The 15,251-nt window shown below is 46.8% G+C and carries 14 protein-coding genes; 7 read left to right on the top strand and 7 right to left on the bottom strand.

Annotated features, from left to right (window positions below):
- Positions 1-74: 74 nt before the first annotated feature.
- Together T538_RS0107185 and T538_RS0107180 are read left to right on the top strand one after the other, a co-directional pair.
- Positions 75-1,247: a serpin family protein gene (locus T538_RS0107185; RefSeq protein WP_197025761.1), complete on the top strand. Its 1,173-nt coding sequence runs from the start codon at positions 75-77 to the stop codon at positions 1,245-1,247.
- Between the two features lie 83 nt (positions 1,248-1,330).
- Positions 1,331-1,903 (top strand): flavin reductase family protein, encoded by a 573-nt coding sequence (locus tag T538_RS0107180; protein ID WP_031532913.1) that lies wholly within the window; start codon positions 1,331-1,333, stop codon positions 1,901-1,903.
- A 56-nt stretch (positions 1,904-1,959) separates the two neighbouring features.
- Here T538_RS0107180 and T538_RS0107175 read toward each other — a convergent pair whose 3' ends face one another.
- Positions 1,960-2,697 (bottom strand): MBL fold metallo-hydrolase, encoded by a 738-nt coding sequence (locus T538_RS0107175; RefSeq protein WP_034538934.1) that lies wholly within the window; start codon positions 2,695-2,697, stop codon positions 1,960-1,962.
- Between the two features lie 461 nt (positions 2,698-3,158).
- On the opposite strand from T538_RS0107175, the gene T538_RS0107170 reads away from it, so the two are divergent.
- From T538_RS0107170 to T538_RS0107160, 3 genes are all read left to right on the top strand, one after another.
- The gene (locus T538_RS0107170) at positions 3,159-3,623 is read left to right on the top strand and encodes a hypothetical protein (RefSeq protein ID WP_031532911.1); all 465 of its coding nucleotides are present in this window, start codon (positions 3,159-3,161) and stop codon (positions 3,621-3,623) included.
- Positions 3,624-3,645: 22 nt separating this feature from the next.
- Entirely contained in the window at positions 3,646-3,870 is a 225-nt protein-coding gene (locus T538_RS0107165; RefSeq protein ID WP_031532910.1) for a hypothetical protein, read from the top strand.
- A gap of 75 nt (positions 3,871-3,945) precedes the next feature.
- The gene (locus tag T538_RS0107160) at positions 3,946-4,602 is read left to right on the top strand and encodes a hypothetical protein (RefSeq protein WP_031532909.1); all 657 of its coding nucleotides are present in this window, start codon (positions 3,946-3,948) and stop codon (positions 4,600-4,602) included.
- Positions 4,603-4,937: 335 nt separating this feature from the next.
- On the opposite strand, the gene T538_RS0107155 is transcribed toward T538_RS0107160, so the two are convergent.
- From T538_RS0107155 to T538_RS0107135, 5 genes are all read right to left on the bottom strand, one after another.
- Entirely contained in the window at positions 4,938-8,369 is a 3,432-nt protein-coding gene (locus tag T538_RS0107155) for a DUF5107 domain-containing protein (RefSeq protein WP_031532907.1), read from the bottom strand.
- Positions 8,370-8,382: 13 nt separating this feature from the next.
- Positions 8,383-9,678 (bottom strand): sugar porter family MFS transporter, encoded by a 1,296-nt coding sequence (locus T538_RS0107150; protein WP_031532905.1) that lies wholly within the window; start codon positions 9,676-9,678, stop codon positions 8,383-8,385.
- 134 nt (positions 9,679-9,812) lie between these two features.
- Complete coding sequence (locus T538_RS0107145; RefSeq protein WP_031532904.1) at positions 9,813-10,721, bottom strand: AraC family transcriptional regulator; 909 nt, start codon at positions 10,719-10,721, stop codon at positions 9,813-9,815.
- A gap of 21 nt (positions 10,722-10,742) precedes the next feature.
- Positions 10,743-11,207 (bottom strand): transcription elongation factor GreA, encoded by a 465-nt coding sequence (greA, locus tag T538_RS0107140; RefSeq protein ID WP_031532902.1) that lies wholly within the window; start codon positions 11,205-11,207, stop codon positions 10,743-10,745.
- A gap of 115 nt (positions 11,208-11,322) precedes the next feature.
- On the bottom strand, positions 11,323-12,135 hold the full coding sequence (locus T538_RS0107135; protein ID WP_031540948.1) for a hypothetical protein: 813 nt from the start codon (positions 12,133-12,135) through the stop codon (positions 11,323-11,325).
- 172 nt (positions 12,136-12,307) lie between these two features.
- Between T538_RS0107135 and T538_RS0107130 the strand changes: the two genes are divergently transcribed.
- Together T538_RS0107130 and T538_RS0107125 are read left to right on the top strand one after the other, a co-directional pair.
- Complete coding sequence (locus T538_RS0107130) at positions 12,308-12,856, top strand: NADPH-dependent FMN reductase (protein ID WP_031532899.1); 549 nt, start codon at positions 12,308-12,310, stop codon at positions 12,854-12,856.
- Between the two features lie 11 nt (positions 12,857-12,867).
- Positions 12,868-14,214, top strand: a complete 1,347-nt coding sequence (locus tag T538_RS0107125) for a glycoside hydrolase family 5 protein (protein WP_051655940.1) — start codon at positions 12,868-12,870, stop codon at positions 14,212-14,214.
- Positions 14,215-14,305: 91 nt separating this feature from the next.
- Here T538_RS0107125 and T538_RS17670 read toward each other — a convergent pair whose 3' ends face one another.
- Positions 14,306-15,214, bottom strand: a complete 909-nt coding sequence (locus T538_RS17670) for a YqhA family protein (protein ID WP_051655939.1) — start codon at positions 15,212-15,214, stop codon at positions 14,306-14,308.
- Positions 15,215-15,251: the final 37 nt, after the last annotated feature.

Here is a 15,251-nt window from a genome sequence, read left to right as displayed (position 1 = left end):
GATTTCTTTGCATCATAAATTGAAGTAAACCCTTTAAAATCAATAGAATTATGGATGCAAAGAAATTCTTTTATATGGAAAGCCAAGAAGGCGGTCGCAATCTGCCGCAGAAGTCTTATGCCGAGGTTGCCTCTGCCTTCAACTACAAACTTCTCTCTGTCATTGCCGCAAACAATGGCGGAGAAAAGGACAACATCTTTGTTTCGCCTTGCCGATTGCAGGCATTGCTCGTTCTGCTCAGCAACTGGGCTGGCGGCAGCGTTCGCAACAAGATTCAGCAGGCAATATGCTGCGACGACATTGATTGCCGCGAACTAAACAGAATGTTTGCCGACGAGCGCTTCCTCATTCCGAATGTAGACAGAAAGGATTTGGAAGAGTATCTCGTCCCAACCATCGACCTGTCTACAATGATGCTGTATCAGAAGGAGTTAGCCGTAAATAAGCACACCATCGCCGACACCAAGGATTTTTTCGATGTTCACTACCGTAGTGTAGATTTCTCTGTTCCGTCGCTGTCTGCCGAGATTTCGAGAGAAGTAGAGAAGGCATCGCACGGCATGATTGCGAACCTTCGGATAGATGTGAACGAGGCTGTTCGTGCCCTCCTGCTCGATGTCTTCTATTTTAAGGCTTGTTGGGTAAACTATTTCGACGAGGAGCAGACTCGGCGCAGCAGTTTCTATCATAACGACGGCGTTTCTGAGGTCGATATGATGAGCGTTACCGATGTTATGCGCTATCACGAGAACGATGTCTTCCAGTCCGTTTGCTTGGACTATTGGGCGTATATGCTTACAAAACGCTACTCAATGTGGATTCATCTGCCAAAGAAGGGGCACGGCATCGACGAAGTTCTGTCTCTTCTTGCCGATGAAGACGTGTATTCCAAGTACGAAGATGCAGAAGTTCATCTCAATCTGCCTCGCTTTGAGATTGAGAAGCGCACAAACCTCACTGATGTCCTCAGACAGATGGGTATGGACGAATTATTCTCAGCCACCGACGGCATTCCTAATCTTATTCCCGGCGTTTCTTTTGCCGATGTTATTCAGCAAGGCAAGATAAAGGTCGATGAATACGGCGCAGAGTCAGCCGTTACAACATATTGTGCTTTCGCTACGAGCTGTTGTCCCGACGAAGAGTCAGAGCCGATAGAGATGAACGTAAACCGCAACTTCGTCTTCGAGATTGTAGAGACCAGCAGCGGCAGCCGCCTCTTTTCGGGTGTGGTTAATAAGTTGTAGTTTTCTCGCAGAAAAGGTTGTACCTCTACAACCTTTTTTGTATTTTTGCTTAATTGAAAACCATACTTAAAAACAAGTAAAATATGAAAAGTTTCAAACCGAATCCGTGGATTCTTCCTCAGCCAGTGCTGGTTATCGGCACATACGACAAAAACGGCAAGCCCAATGCCATGAACGCCGCTTGGGGCGGCCAGTGGGATGCGCACGAGATAATGATTTCGCTCGGTTCACATGCCACTACCGATAATCTTGCCGCTTGTCCCGAGTTTACCGTTGCCTTTGCAACCGTCGAGACAATGGTTGCAGCCGACTTTGTTGGCATTGTGAGCGGACGTAATATGCCCGACAAAATCAAGAAGACTGGCTGGACGGCTGAGAAAGCCGCCAATGTTAATGCGCCTGTATTCAAAGAGTTCCCGATGACGCTCGAATGTAGGGTAAAGCAGAAGATAGACGAGAGTGAGACTGGTTATTACTTGGTTGCCGAAATCGTAAACATTCTGTGCGATGAGAAGTATCTGTCGGCTGACGGCAAGCCCGATGTAAAGAAGATGAACCTCATCACCTACAATCCAATAAACCATACATACATTGCGCTCGGCAAGACCGTCGGCAAGGCTTTTTCCGACGGCAAGAGCCTCGGCACGGCCGAATAGAAAGAATGTGGCGAAAAGAAGTCCGAAACGCTCTTTTCGCCACACTCATGCAAGGCTTATTCGTAGTGCCTTATTCTAACATCAATTTTCTCGCCTTTAAGTAGCGACGGAATTACGCTCACGTCGGTCTGCCCGTAGTGGTACGGAAACAGCACCTTTGGCTTTATTGTCTTTGCGGCACGCGCAAGTTGCTCGGGCGTCATGGTGTAAGGCTGGTTGCATGGCAGAAAGGCGATGTCGATATTCTTTATTTTCTTCAACTCCTCAATATCCTCCGTGTCGCCTGCAATGTATATGCGCAAGCCGTCGATTGTCAGAATATAGCCGTTGTCGCGCCCCTTTGGATGGTATTGCAGATGCCCCTCGGTTGTGTTGTAGGCTGGCACGGCTTCGATGGTTATGTCGTTAGAAAGCTTCATCTTGTCGCCGTTTTTCATTGCCTTGCCCGAACCATACTTCTCAATACACCTCTGGTTCATAATTAGTTGCGTCTTTTCGGCTGAGAGCAGTTTGAGCGTAGGCGCATCGTAGTGGTCGCCGTGCTCGTGGGTAACCAGAATGTAGTCGGCCTTTGGCATTGCGGTATAGTCAACCGTTTTGTTGCCAAGTTTAGAGCACGGGTCAATCTCTATCTCCTTGCCGTCGTACTCAATGCGTATGCTGGCGTGCATAAGCGCGTGCATCTTAACGGTCTTGCCGCTTTTTGTCTTGAACTCGTCGGTCTCGTAATTGCCTTGTGCGCAGACTGTTGTCAGTCCGATGATAGCCAGAAGGCATGCGATGATTTTTTTCATGTTTATTAAGTCTTTGGTTTGTATAATCTTAATTTTGTGTTTCGGTCTGCAAAATAGCAGAAAAACTTCTAAAAGAGTACGTCTTCCGTCAGATTTTTCAAAGCTAAAGCCTCGTAAAGGACAATTATGATATGAAATATTCTTTTGGTAAATACAAAGTGGTGGGTAGGAAGAAGGTAGGAAGAAGGAAGGAAGAAGGAAGATAGATTCAAGGTACGTCGTAGGAACGTCCAAAGTACGCCTAAGGAACATCCAAGGTATAGGGAAGCTATATGCAAGGTATATGATGGATATATGAAGTGTATATGAGAGGGGAGTGACGAAATATGGACGACCGCATCAAAATTGCGTTTATCGGCGGCGAAAATCGGTACGCTTCGTAAATAAAGAACAGAAATATTGCGTTTTGAAAACTTTTTCTTAATTTTACGGCGGTATATTGCAAAATTTAGGATAAGACTATGAGAACGATGTTCATACTACTGATGTGCTTGCTGGCACAGATTGCTTATTCTCAAGACTGTAATCTGATGACAAGCGATTTGGAGATAAGGATTAAGCATATTCCCGGACGCAATTATGATGATTTTCTTGGTGCATATACAATAGTTTCTGTGTGTTCTGATAAAATTGAAATCAGAACACACAGAAAAAAGTTTTTTGTTATCACGGATAAGGATTCTGTTGCTACGGTAAGAAGTATTATTTCTGATTTGTTTATCGAAAAAAATACGCCTGTGATATTGTCGAAGATTGAAAGAGACGAAAACTGGAAAATTGCCGATTATTATCCTACGGGATTTTCTATATATGTACCTAAGAGCAAGACACAGAGTCTGAATGTTATAGCTGCGTATTCGTACGATACATGGAGGTATGTTTATAGTGAGAAGTTCAGAACTCTAATGAGTCTGCTGGATAAGTAAAAAGTTGTATTCTTGTCAAAATATGAAAGCATTACAAATAGAGGAAGCTGTACAGATGCTCAACAGCACCAATGTTGTTTATTCAAGAGCTGGAGGTGGCGCTGGTAGCATCTTATTAGTAAAAACGGATAATTACAATTCAATTTTTCTATTGCGCAAGAGTAAAAAAGTTGTTATTTTTGCCGATTGTTTACAAAAAAGGATTGCAACAAATTTTATGCTGCCAAATTCTTGCTCCCTTCGGTAGCAAGAGCGACCATAGGTCGAGCGCGGAAATTCGGCAGAACGAGGTAAAAATATATTCATTATATGATAATTCGCAATGAAGAAAGAATTATTTAAGACAATCGTTTCAGATATTTTATTAGATGATTTCTTTTCTGATTATAAATTCATAAAATCAGAAAGCACTCTGTTCTTTCATAATGGCAATGATGCTTTTTCTGTTATTTTAGACCATTGGAGGGATTATGAGGATGAAGCATGTGTAATTCGCCCAATATATGGACGGCATTTTGATGTTCTTGCTAAGTGGTTCGAGAAATATAGTTTTCTGCCACTTAAGATGCAAAGATTAGACCCGCAAATAATGCAGTATAGTTTTTCTGAAGAGGAACAGGAGATTTCTTTTAAATATGATTTTTCTGATTACGATAAAAAAATTCAGTTGCTGTGTTCTATAATAAAAAAGAATACGGCTGAGATATATGTAAAATATTCAAACCTGAATAATTTTTATAATGGAATTGTAGCTCCGATAGTAAAGGAAGATAAAGAATTACCAGAATCTGGAGTAGACTGGATTTTTGTGTATCTTACTTTAGGCTATTTGGTTGACAGAGATAACTATCCCACACTTAAGAAAAAAGTACTTGAACGTGCAGAATGGTTGCTTCATCATCATGAACTTAATGTTGCTAAGTATTATGACAGACTGGACGAGATTATTTCATATATGGAAAACAATGTGAAATTATAAGTATGCTTTTTCCACATCTCATCTCTTTAGGATGTAAAGGAATCTACTATTCCATTCTGCCAAATTCTTGCGTCCCTTTGGTAGCAAGCAACTACATGTCGAGCGCGGAAATTTGGCAAACAGGTATAAGCAATCCGAGCGGAAAAAGAGAAGAATCAAACTCTTTCGGTTTTCCGCCCTTGTTTTTGTTCTCCTGATTTCGGGATGTTTGTCTGCGATTAAGAAAAACGGCCGTCGCAAGGGAGATGCGACGACCGTTAACAAAAAGAAAGTCGAGTTGAAATATAATTCGTTTTACGTTATATTTAACCTTTCATCTTTGAGAATAAATTCGTTTATATCAGTCCGCTTTTTAGCAGCGTGCGCAAAGCCTGAACACCCTGATGGTTGATGTCGAGCCCCTCCACCTCGCGCAGATAACGCTCTCCGTGCTCTCTGTCGCCCAAGCCGAAGTAGCCGAGGGCGAGCATGTAGAGGCAGTGGATGCGGTTCTTCGTGTCGAGCGAGTCGTCCCAGATGAGAAGGTCGGGCAGCGATACGGCAAAATAGTCCATCGTTACATGGTCGAACAGATGCTGTTTGCCGTAGTTCACGAGTTTGAAGAACAGACCGCGCGCCTTGTCCTCCTTGCCTAACTTGCGATAGCAAAGGGCGGCATAGAAAATCTTGTCGGGCTTGGCATCGTTGTAGTACATGGCTGCGGCAGGCTCTGTTGGTCCGGCTGTACCTTCGTCGTAACGCTCAAGGAAGTAGAGGAAGTCGTTGTCCTGCGCGCCGTACAGCTTGCCTTCGCCCAAGTGACTTGGGAATACCAGACATTCTTCGAGCAGACGCTTCGCTTCCGCCTTTTCCGAACCGCCCGTGAGCATCTTCTTAGCCAGTTCCAGACGGCAAATCTGGTATTGACTGCTAACCTTGCCTTCGCCTCCCTCCCAAGGGTGGAAGATGTGGCTGTCGAGTTTCTGCATTGCCTCTTCGTATCGTCCAAGCTGATTCAGCAAGGTTATCTCTTCCAGAACGAGGTCGTCGCGTCGCTGTATAAGCTGCGGATATTTCTGAAGGAAGGCGAGACGCTCGTCATGCGGTTTCTGCAGACGCTTGTAGAGCTGGTCGAGCTCCATCAGAATGCGCTCGTCGTCCTCGTTGAGACGGAAGGCGCGCTCCATGTATTCCAACGCCTCTTGCTGTCGGTTCTGCTTGTTGAAGCGCGCAAGGGCGAGGTTGCGCCACACGGTTGGAAAGTCGGGATTTGCTTTTGCCGACTGTTCCCAGTTCTCGATGGCAAGGTCGTACTGACGCGCGGCGTAGTAGAGACAGCCGAGGTAGTAAGGTGCTTTTGATAATTGACAATTGACAGTTGACAATTGTTTTTTTTCAGATGATAACGGCTGACTGTTCTTGGCTGCGTTGAGGGCGATGACATCTTCGGCGCGGTTTGGGAAACAGTATGCGCTGTCGGCTTGTTCGGCTTTCATTAGCGCATCAGCCTCGCCGCAGAAGGCAAACAGATAGTACCATGTCATTGGCGAAACGGCATCCTCGCCGATGGCGATGTGCCAGATGTCGCGAGCCTCGTCTGTCAGACCGGCGGCGCAGTAGTCGAGTGCTATTTCGTCGTAGTTCTGAGCCGAGCGGCGCATCATCTGCTTCATCTCTGCCAGAACCTTATCGTCTTTCTCTAACAGATATTTCTCGTAGCGGCATCCGTAGTTAAACTGATCGTATTCAAGCGATTCGCCTATGAGACTGATGGCTTCGGAATGCTTTCCGAATTTGCGGAGGATGGCAGCCTTCAGCGCGCGTGCCTTGTGGTTGTGCCAGTTGTTGTTCAGACAGCGGTCCACCTCGTCGAGAGCGTCCTCGAATCTGCCTTGCATTGTGCTTATCTTTGCCGCCTCGAAATATCCGGCATCAGCCCAAGCCTTGTTCCAAGTGGCTTTCCAGAACAGTTCGTAAGCCTCTGCTGTTTTGCCCTGATATTTCAGCGCGAGAGCGAGATTGTAAATAGGCTCGCCGTCGTAAGGGTTAGGGTTGCGCTTCTGCGACAGTCTGACAGCCTTGCGCAGATAATCCTCGGCTTTGGCAAAACGCCCCTTGCGTATGTACCACAGACCGAGCGCGTTAAGACAACGGATGTCGTTAGGGTCGCGGCGTAGAGCCTCCTCGTAGTAGTCTGTTGCCTGCCAAGTGGCGTGGCGGTACTGCTCCAAGTGCAGACCGGTGAGGTAGAGCTGCTCGTTAGTCTTAATCTGTTCGGGCAGAAGGGCTGCCTCTGCGCTGTCTGGGATAGGACGAATCTCATCGTCTTCGGCATGCCAGCTGAGAACCGTGCGCTTGCCATAGACGAATGTCTTTACAGCCTCGAATGTTATCTCGCCGAACTTCGCGCCCTTAACATCGACGGTCTCGACAAGCACATTCTCGGGCGACAGAGTGACATCTTTTGCGTAGTAAACCTCGCCGTTGTCGTTGCGCAGAATCAGACTGACATTCTGCTTGTTCGTTGCAAATAGTTTGAACTCAACCTTTCCGCCATTAGTCTCGTTTATGTTGAAAATGAGGTCTTTTGAAGCCTCTTTTACAACGCCAAGCTCGCGATACGGCATAAAGTACTGCGTGAACGTCTTCTCCTCGTAAGGCATGAGCCATGCAAAGTCAGGCTGATTCTCGGTATAGACGCCAGCCATCAGTTCGATGTAAGGACGGAATCCCGGTCTGAGCTGCTCTTTTATGGCAGAAAAACTGAATTCATCGCCCTCGCTGTCCGAGGCCGCCTCATTGTTAACTGTCAGTTGTGAATTGTGAATTGCCAACTGCCCATTGTCCATTGTCCATTGTGAATTGTCAATTATCTCATCCGTCAGATTTCTGTCCCATGCGCGACCGAAATCGCCGTTACCCCATGTCCATTGCTTCTTTCCCGGCGAGAAGTGATGCGACGCAACGTGCAACATTCCAGCCTGCGTGTCATTCTCGTATCCGCCTTCGAAGTTGAAGCGCGAGTTTACGCCCATGTACGATGTTGGCACATAGATATTCTTGTAGTTCGAAATGTCAACACCGGCCGAATAGTCCATCTTGTAGTACGTTCCGGTGGCGATTGGGAAACTGCTTACAGCACGCTTTCCGTGGTCGAAAACCGCGTTTATGTCAGGCGGAAATACGCTCTGGTAGGCATCGTTCACCTCTACGGCAGGGTTTGCCCACCAAAGGAAAGTCTGAGGCACGTCGGTGCGGTTGTATAGTCTTCCCTTTATCTCCAGATAGGCGCATCCCGGACGCAGCGTAAAGCCAGCCATTCCCTTCTGATGGAACATCTTTTCCATCTCGCTAACCCAAACCGTAACGCTGCCGTCGTCGCCATCTTCTATGCAAGTATCTACGGGCATGAAGGTGGTAGGGCGGTGATGCTGAGGCCAGTTGAACTCAATGCCGCCGCTAATCCACGGACCAGCCAAGCCCACGAGAGCCGGCTTTACAACGTGGTTGTAGTAGATGAAGTGACGCTTCTTAATCTTGTCGTATGCCATCTGCACGCGACCGCCAAGCTCGGGCAGAACCATCACCTTAATGTATTCATTTTCGAGCCAGATAGCCAGATAGTCCTTGTCGGTCTTCTCGTCGCTTATCGACTCGATGACGGGGTAGGGATATACCACTCCGCTCGAACCCTGATAGACTCGTTTTTCCAAGAACATAGGATTCTTCTCGGGCTTTCCAACCTCGTATGTAGGAATTGTTATGATATCTCTCCAGACTTTTACCATGATAGTATCTTAATTATTTGTTTATCAATTTGTTTTCGAGTTCTTCCAGACTCTGACCCTTTGTCTCGGGACATCTCCTCAGAAGGAAGATGAAGGCGCAGAGACAGATGCCGCTGTAAATCCAGAATGTGCCGCTGCTGCCAAGTGCCGCGTTCATCGACGGGAACGAGAAGGTGAGCGTGCAGCAGCCCACCCAGAGCGCGAAGGTGCATGTAGCCATAGCCACGCCGCGTATGCGGTTAGGGAATATCTCAGCCAGAAGCGTCCATGTAACAGGTCCGAGCGTCATGGCATATACCGATATTGCCATCACCACCAGCGCCACCATCATAAAGCCCTTTACCTCGAAGAAGTAGCACGTTCCGAGCGTGAGGTAGATGAGTCCCAATCCGCTTGCGCCGATAAGAATGAGCGTGCGACGTCCCCACTTCTCGATGGTGTAGAGAGCCACCACGGTAAACACCACGTTGGCAATGCCCGTTATGACTATGTTGATGAACATTCCGTCGACATCAAAGCCAGCCCCGGCAAAAATCTCCTGAGCGTAGTTGAAGATAACGTTCGTGCCGCACCATTGCTGAAACACGGCTATGACAAGTCCGAGCAGCAGAACCTTCCAGTATTTGCGCTGGAATACCTCGCTCAGCCCAGCCTCTTTCTCGTGCGTTTCCGACTTCTCGGTCTTCATCCTCAGAAACACCGGACTCTCGGTAATAAACAGACTCATGGCGAGGAACAGAGCCGCCGGAACGGTTTCTGCCCAGAACATCCATCGCCAGCCCCATTCAATGTTCCAAGTCTGATTTTCAGCAACAGATGTATCTCTTGCCAGAAGCATATTAACCACCTGTGCGCCAAGGATTCCGAGCACGATGGTCATCTGGTTTAGCGACACCATTCTGCCGCGAATCGGTGCCGGGCTGACCTCGGCTATGTAGACAGGCGACAATGCCGATGCCACGCCAATTCCCACGCCGCCGATGAAGCGCGCAATGTTAAACAGCGTGAAGTCGTTGAACAGTCCTGTTCCTATTGCCGACACGGTAAACAGCACCGCCGATGTGGTGAGCAGAGGCTTTCTGCCGTAGCGGTCGGCAAGAGCACCGGCAACCATTGCTCCGGCAAGGCATCCAATCAACGCCGTTGTCATGGCAACGCCTTGCATAACAGGCGATTCGGCTATGCCAAAATACAACTCGTAGAAAGGCTTTGCACCGCCAATCACCACCCAGTCGTAGCCAAAGAGCAGTCCGCCCATAGCCGACACCATACAGACAAAATACAGAAAAGTATTACTATCTTTATTCATGTTAACACGGTAATTAAAGGTTATAATATTGTTGCAAATATAAATTATCTGCACAAATAAAAATATGTACTTTTCAGTCAAAGAATATGGACTATTTTATCATTGCAAGTTTTAGGCTGAATTATGTAAGAGTGCTATTTTATGATGCTGTTCTTCTTTCTGTATTCCAGCGGCGACATGCCTGCGATTTTCGAGAACAGTCGCGAGAAGTAGAGCGGGTCGTCGATGCCCACCTTGTAGCATATCATGTTGATTTTCATAGTGGTAGAAATAAGCAGATGGCATGCCCGCTCAACCTTCATCTTGTTGATGAAAGCCAGCGGACTCAGCCCTGTCTTCTTCTTGAATTCTCTTGAAAAATGGCTTTGCGAATAGCCCACATAGCGCAGTACATCGTTTATGCTGATGCGATTCTCGATATTCTCGCTCATAAAGTGAATGGCAAGTTCTACGATGTCGAAGCCCTCTTTTGAGCCGGTGGCAGGGGCAGATTTCCGTCGGAACTGCGACAGATACCGCATAGATGCCAGAAAATAGTGTAGCAGACTGCTGGCATAGCGGAGGTCGTCTATTCCGTTGGCAAGGTGCAGGGTAGACATTATCTCCTCGAAGATGTTTATGCGGTCGCCTATGCGCGAGTTCATCGTAACGTCTACCGACTGCGGCGTGGCTGCCCCTTCGGCAAAGATGTGGGCGCACGTTCCGCGAAAGTGCAGCCAGTAGATAGTCCAGTAGCCGTCGGCATTCTCGGCAGCCCCATACTCGTGTGGCTTGCCTATGGGCAGCACGAAGAACTGGTTCTTCTCCACCTCGTGACGCTTGCCGTCTACCGCAAAGAATCCGTTGCCGTCAACGCAATAGATAAGCACGTATTGGTCGGCTCCCTGCTGCCTTGCGCGGTGATGGTGCTCTGCGCGAGGGTAGTAGCCTATGTCGGTGATGAACAGACTCTGGCACAGTTCGTCGTCTTCTTCCATCCCGACGAGTGCCGGCGGCAGAATAACGCTGCGTTCGCCCTGAAATCCGTCTTTCTTCCAAATCATAGTGCTACATTCATTGTGCTGTTACAACTTTATGTCGTCTATTCGCAGTTGCATTGTTCCGGCAGGGACTTTAACCTCTACCACGTCGCCCACTTTCTTTCCTAAGAGAGCCTGGGCGATAGGCGATTTTATCGAAATCTTCTTTTCCTGAATATTTGCCTCGTGAGGGCTTACGATGGTGTAACTAATCTTGCCGTTGTTTCCGAGATTGGTGATATCTACGGTGTTAAGCAGTCCTACGGTGTCGGAATTCAGTTTCTGCGAGTCTAAGACTCTGGCATGTTCAAGCACTCTCTGCTTAAAGCGGATACGGCTTATCAGCTTTGCCTGCTCTCGCTTTGCGGCATGATACTCGAAATTCTCGCTAAGGTCTCCCTTCTCGCGAGCCTCAACGAGTGCTTCCTTTACCTTTGGGTATTCAACGTGTTCTAATTGGTATAGTTCGGCTACAAGTTTGTCGTAGCCTTCTTGTGACATATATTCCATTACTGATGTTTTTTGTCTGCAAATTTAAGGATAAAATTTTTAAGAAGCCATTTCGGGTGGGGATAAAAACGACAGTTTTGGGAAGAAATCTGTTTTTTTCTGTGTTGTGGATGTATTATGATTTATGCGAATTGATGATGTCGCTGAAGTCATCGTATACAACCTCTACGAAATCTTCGTCGTCTAACTTTGTTTCGTTTCTGAAAAACGATGCGAACGTGATTTGTTTTGCATGTTTTTCCCATCTTTCTTTGTCTGATGTTGTCTGCCAACTTTCGTTTTTCATATATTGGCGCGAACGTGCATATTTCAACAAATCGTCTGCCGAAAGCTCCAAATTGTTGTAAATTTGTTCGGTAGGACCTTGGTCTGAGCAGATTATCACTTCGTTGCAGCCAAACAGTCTTGCCCGTTCGTATATCTGCATGCGGTAATTTCGCAACCATTCAGTACATTCGTCAAGCATATTTATCGGATGAAATGCGTTTCTCCACGCGTTCCATCTTCCAACAACGAAAACGTCAAGGTCAACGTTTTCGTTGTAAACGCTAATCTGAAGTTCTTCGTCTTCAATATCGTAACGATGGTAGTCAAGATCGCGGAGCAGTGATTTTGCCGAATCGCTGTACTGCGACAGCTTGCGTACTTTCTCAATGCCCAACGTGTCGGCAATTTGTTTTGCCTTGTAATTTGAATCCATCATCTGCAGATAGTCAGACGAGTTGTTCACTTTTATTTCTCCAAGTTCAATAAGGTCGTAATCGAAGTCATGTCGGACAATGTTATTAGACTTGTCGAGTTCGAAATCATTCCAACAAACGAGCCTGATATTTCGGTTCATTCTCTTTGCAACCTCGTTCGCCATCTCGAAAGGCTCGTCTATCGGCAAATTGTGCCTTAATCCTATTTGTACAACATCCCATCCCATAATTATTGTTTTTTTTTGATGCGTAAAATTAGACAATTTTTGTAAAATACGACTCTTTCATTGCCGAAAAAAAACGAATAATATCATCTGCAAATTTGAAATATCTCGATAAAAAGTATATATTTGCAGCGAGATGAATTACTGATATTAAACTATTAAAAATCTACTCATTATGAAAAAAGTGTTATTTGTTGTCGGCTCGTTGCGAAAGCAGAGTTTCAACCGGCAGGTGAGCGAGTTTGTAAAGACTTTGCTCGACGGAAAAGTGCAGGTCTCTGAACTCGACTACGCCGACATTCCCTTTGTGAATCAGGATATTGAGTTCCCTACACCGCCATCGGTTGACCGCGTGCGTAAGCAGATAACGGAGGCTGATGCCATCTGGGTTTTCACGCCCGAGTACAACTACAGCTATCCTTCGGTGGTGAAGAATCTCTTCGACTGGCTTTCTCGTCCTATGACTCAGGAGCGCGACAGTGCCACAGCCATTCGCGGCAGCAAGATTGCCGTAACCGGAATTGGCGGAAAGAACAAGACGAAAGACTGCCGCGAGAAACTTACCTCGCTCCTTCAGTTCATCGGGGCAGAGGTGATGGAGAATCAAGTGGGATTGGCTGTCAATGTAGAGGCATGGACATCGGACAAGGTTATTCTCGACGATTCGCAGAAGGCAGAGTTGCAGCAGCAAGTGGCTGATTTCTTGAATTTTGTTAACAGATAATTCTAACAGAGATGAGAAAATCACTGATACTGATAGGCTTGCTGCTGACGATGACATCGGCAAAGGCACAGGACGGACTCGACAAGACTGCTACCGAAATAGCATCGGAGATGATGCCGGGCTGGAATCTGGGCAACACAATGGAGGCTGCCGTTACTTGGGGAGACAATCCGGTGACGACGTTCAGCAATGCTGGTGGTCTGGATTCCGAAACGGCATGGCAGGGAACAACCACAACGCAGGAGATAATAGACTATGTGAAATCGTGCGGATTCCGCTCTGTCAGAATACCGTGCGCATGGGTTTACGGACACATTAGCGAAGCCTCGACATACACCATCGACCCCGAATGGATGGCGAGGGTGAAGGAGGTCGTTGATTATTGCATAAACGATGGACTCTACGTTGTTCTTAACGACCATTGGGACGGCGGCTGGCTCGAAGAAAATATTACGGCAACGGGCGCAGACAAGGAGAAGAACAAGGCTGTGCTCGATGCCATCTGGACGCAGATTGCCAACACGTTCAAGGACTACGACGAGCATCTGGTCTTTGCCGGACTAAACGAGCCGTCTGTGGAAAATTCGTCGCAGATGACTAATCTAATTGAGTATGAACAGGTTTTTATCGATGCAGTACGAGTAACTGGCGGAAACAACGCTCGCAGACTGTTGGTTGTTCAAGGTCCTTCGACCGATGCCGAGAAGACTTGCAACTGGATGACAGACAATATGCCGTCTGACCCCGTTGGCAACAAACTTGCCGTTGAGATTCACTTCTACTATCCGTGGAATTTCTGGGGAATGACCGAAGATGCCAGCTGGGGCAATATGTTCTACTACTGGGGTAGCGAGAATCATGTTAGCGGCTCGAAGTATAACGCCACTTGGGGCGAGGAAGCAGCCATGACAACGATTGCCAACCAGCTAAAGCAGTCGTTCGTAGACAAAGGTATCCCGGTAATAAACGGCGAATACGGAGTAATCTGGCGAAAAATAACGGGCAGTGGCGAGAGTCAGGACAAGCACAACGCCTCGATACGCTACTACTACAAGTTTATGAACAAACTCTGCATGGAGCACGGCATCGTGCCTTTTGCATGGGACACCAACAGTCTTGACGAAAACTCCATGACCATCATAAACCGTGCAAACCTGACAATCTACAACTCGTACATGATGGACGGAATCCGCGATGCCATAAGCGAATTGCAGTCAACTGCGGTAGAAAGCCCTGTGCTGCACGACGATGCCACATCGCCAGCCATCTATCGTCTTGACGGTAAGAAGGTTGATGGCAGAAATCTTCAGCCCGGAATATATATAAGCAACGGAAAGAAATTTGTTGTAGGCAGATAATTTCAGAAACGTGCAGTTTATTTATAACAATGGTGCATCTTTAAGTCATAAGACTTAGGGATGCACCTATTGTTTTTGGGGATGGTTTTATTTATTCTTCCTCCTTTTTCTCATTGTGTGCCTCTGGCTTATGAGACAGGTGGGTGAGATACAACGACAAAGCTACGAGAACCACGCCTATAGCAAGATACAATATGTCTCGTGCCGTGTTGAACTGTGTCTTTAGTGAATATTCAAAGACAGATACGATAAGAACCATTAAGATAACGCTTCCGAGCGATGATTTCAGGCTGTCGATGTTGTGAACTCTCAGCCATGAAGGTCGTGAGGCAAGATTCTGCTCTGTTGGGTCGACCTTGCTAATGAACAGTTCGTAGACTCCAATTCCGAAGATTATGAGTACAAGGGCAAACAGGTAAGCATCTATCGATTCGACGAAAATCTGTGTCAAATCCTGTATCTTGCCTTCTGTGTCGGAAAGGAATACGACAAGTCCTTCGTACACAACTATCGAACTCTTTATAAACAGAGCCAATGCCGAAATGAGTGAGCCGACAACAGCGATGGCTGCGAGATATTTGGTTCGGTAAAGCCATTTCTCGACGAAAAGTTCAATTTTGTTCTTGGTAATCAGAATGGCAGGGAAGTTCATTGAACGAAGTCTGAGTTCTTCGAGTAGTTTCAGTTCGATGTCGTCAACGATTCCGTCTCTCTTTATCTGTGCGCGTAGCCATCTTGCTTCGCTGTCGTCAATCTCGCTTGGTGTATCTTCGTCTTCGAGTAGCAGTCCGCAAATGACATCAATGAAGAGGGTTGCAAAACTTGCCGGAATGTGTCCTTGGCGACGCAATTCATTCTTGATGTCGAAAAGCAGAGTGCCTTTCTTCAGGTCAACGCCTTCACCCTCGTAGAGGGCAGTCTCAATGTCGTGTACATCTTGTTCGCTGCAAGACTTTTTTTCTATTATTTGTCTTTTAATCTGTCTTAAATCTGTGCTCATAATAATGAAATATAAAAGTTAAAAGCTGTCCGCAACG

The organism is Bacteroides sp. Ga6A2, from assembly GCF_000702225.1.
Classification (GTDB): domain Bacteria; phylum Bacteroidota; class Bacteroidia; order Bacteroidales; family Bacteroidaceae; genus Ga6A1.
The sequence above is the reverse complement of the archived record's forward strand: the minus strand, read 5'-3'. Positions and strand labels throughout refer to the sequence as shown.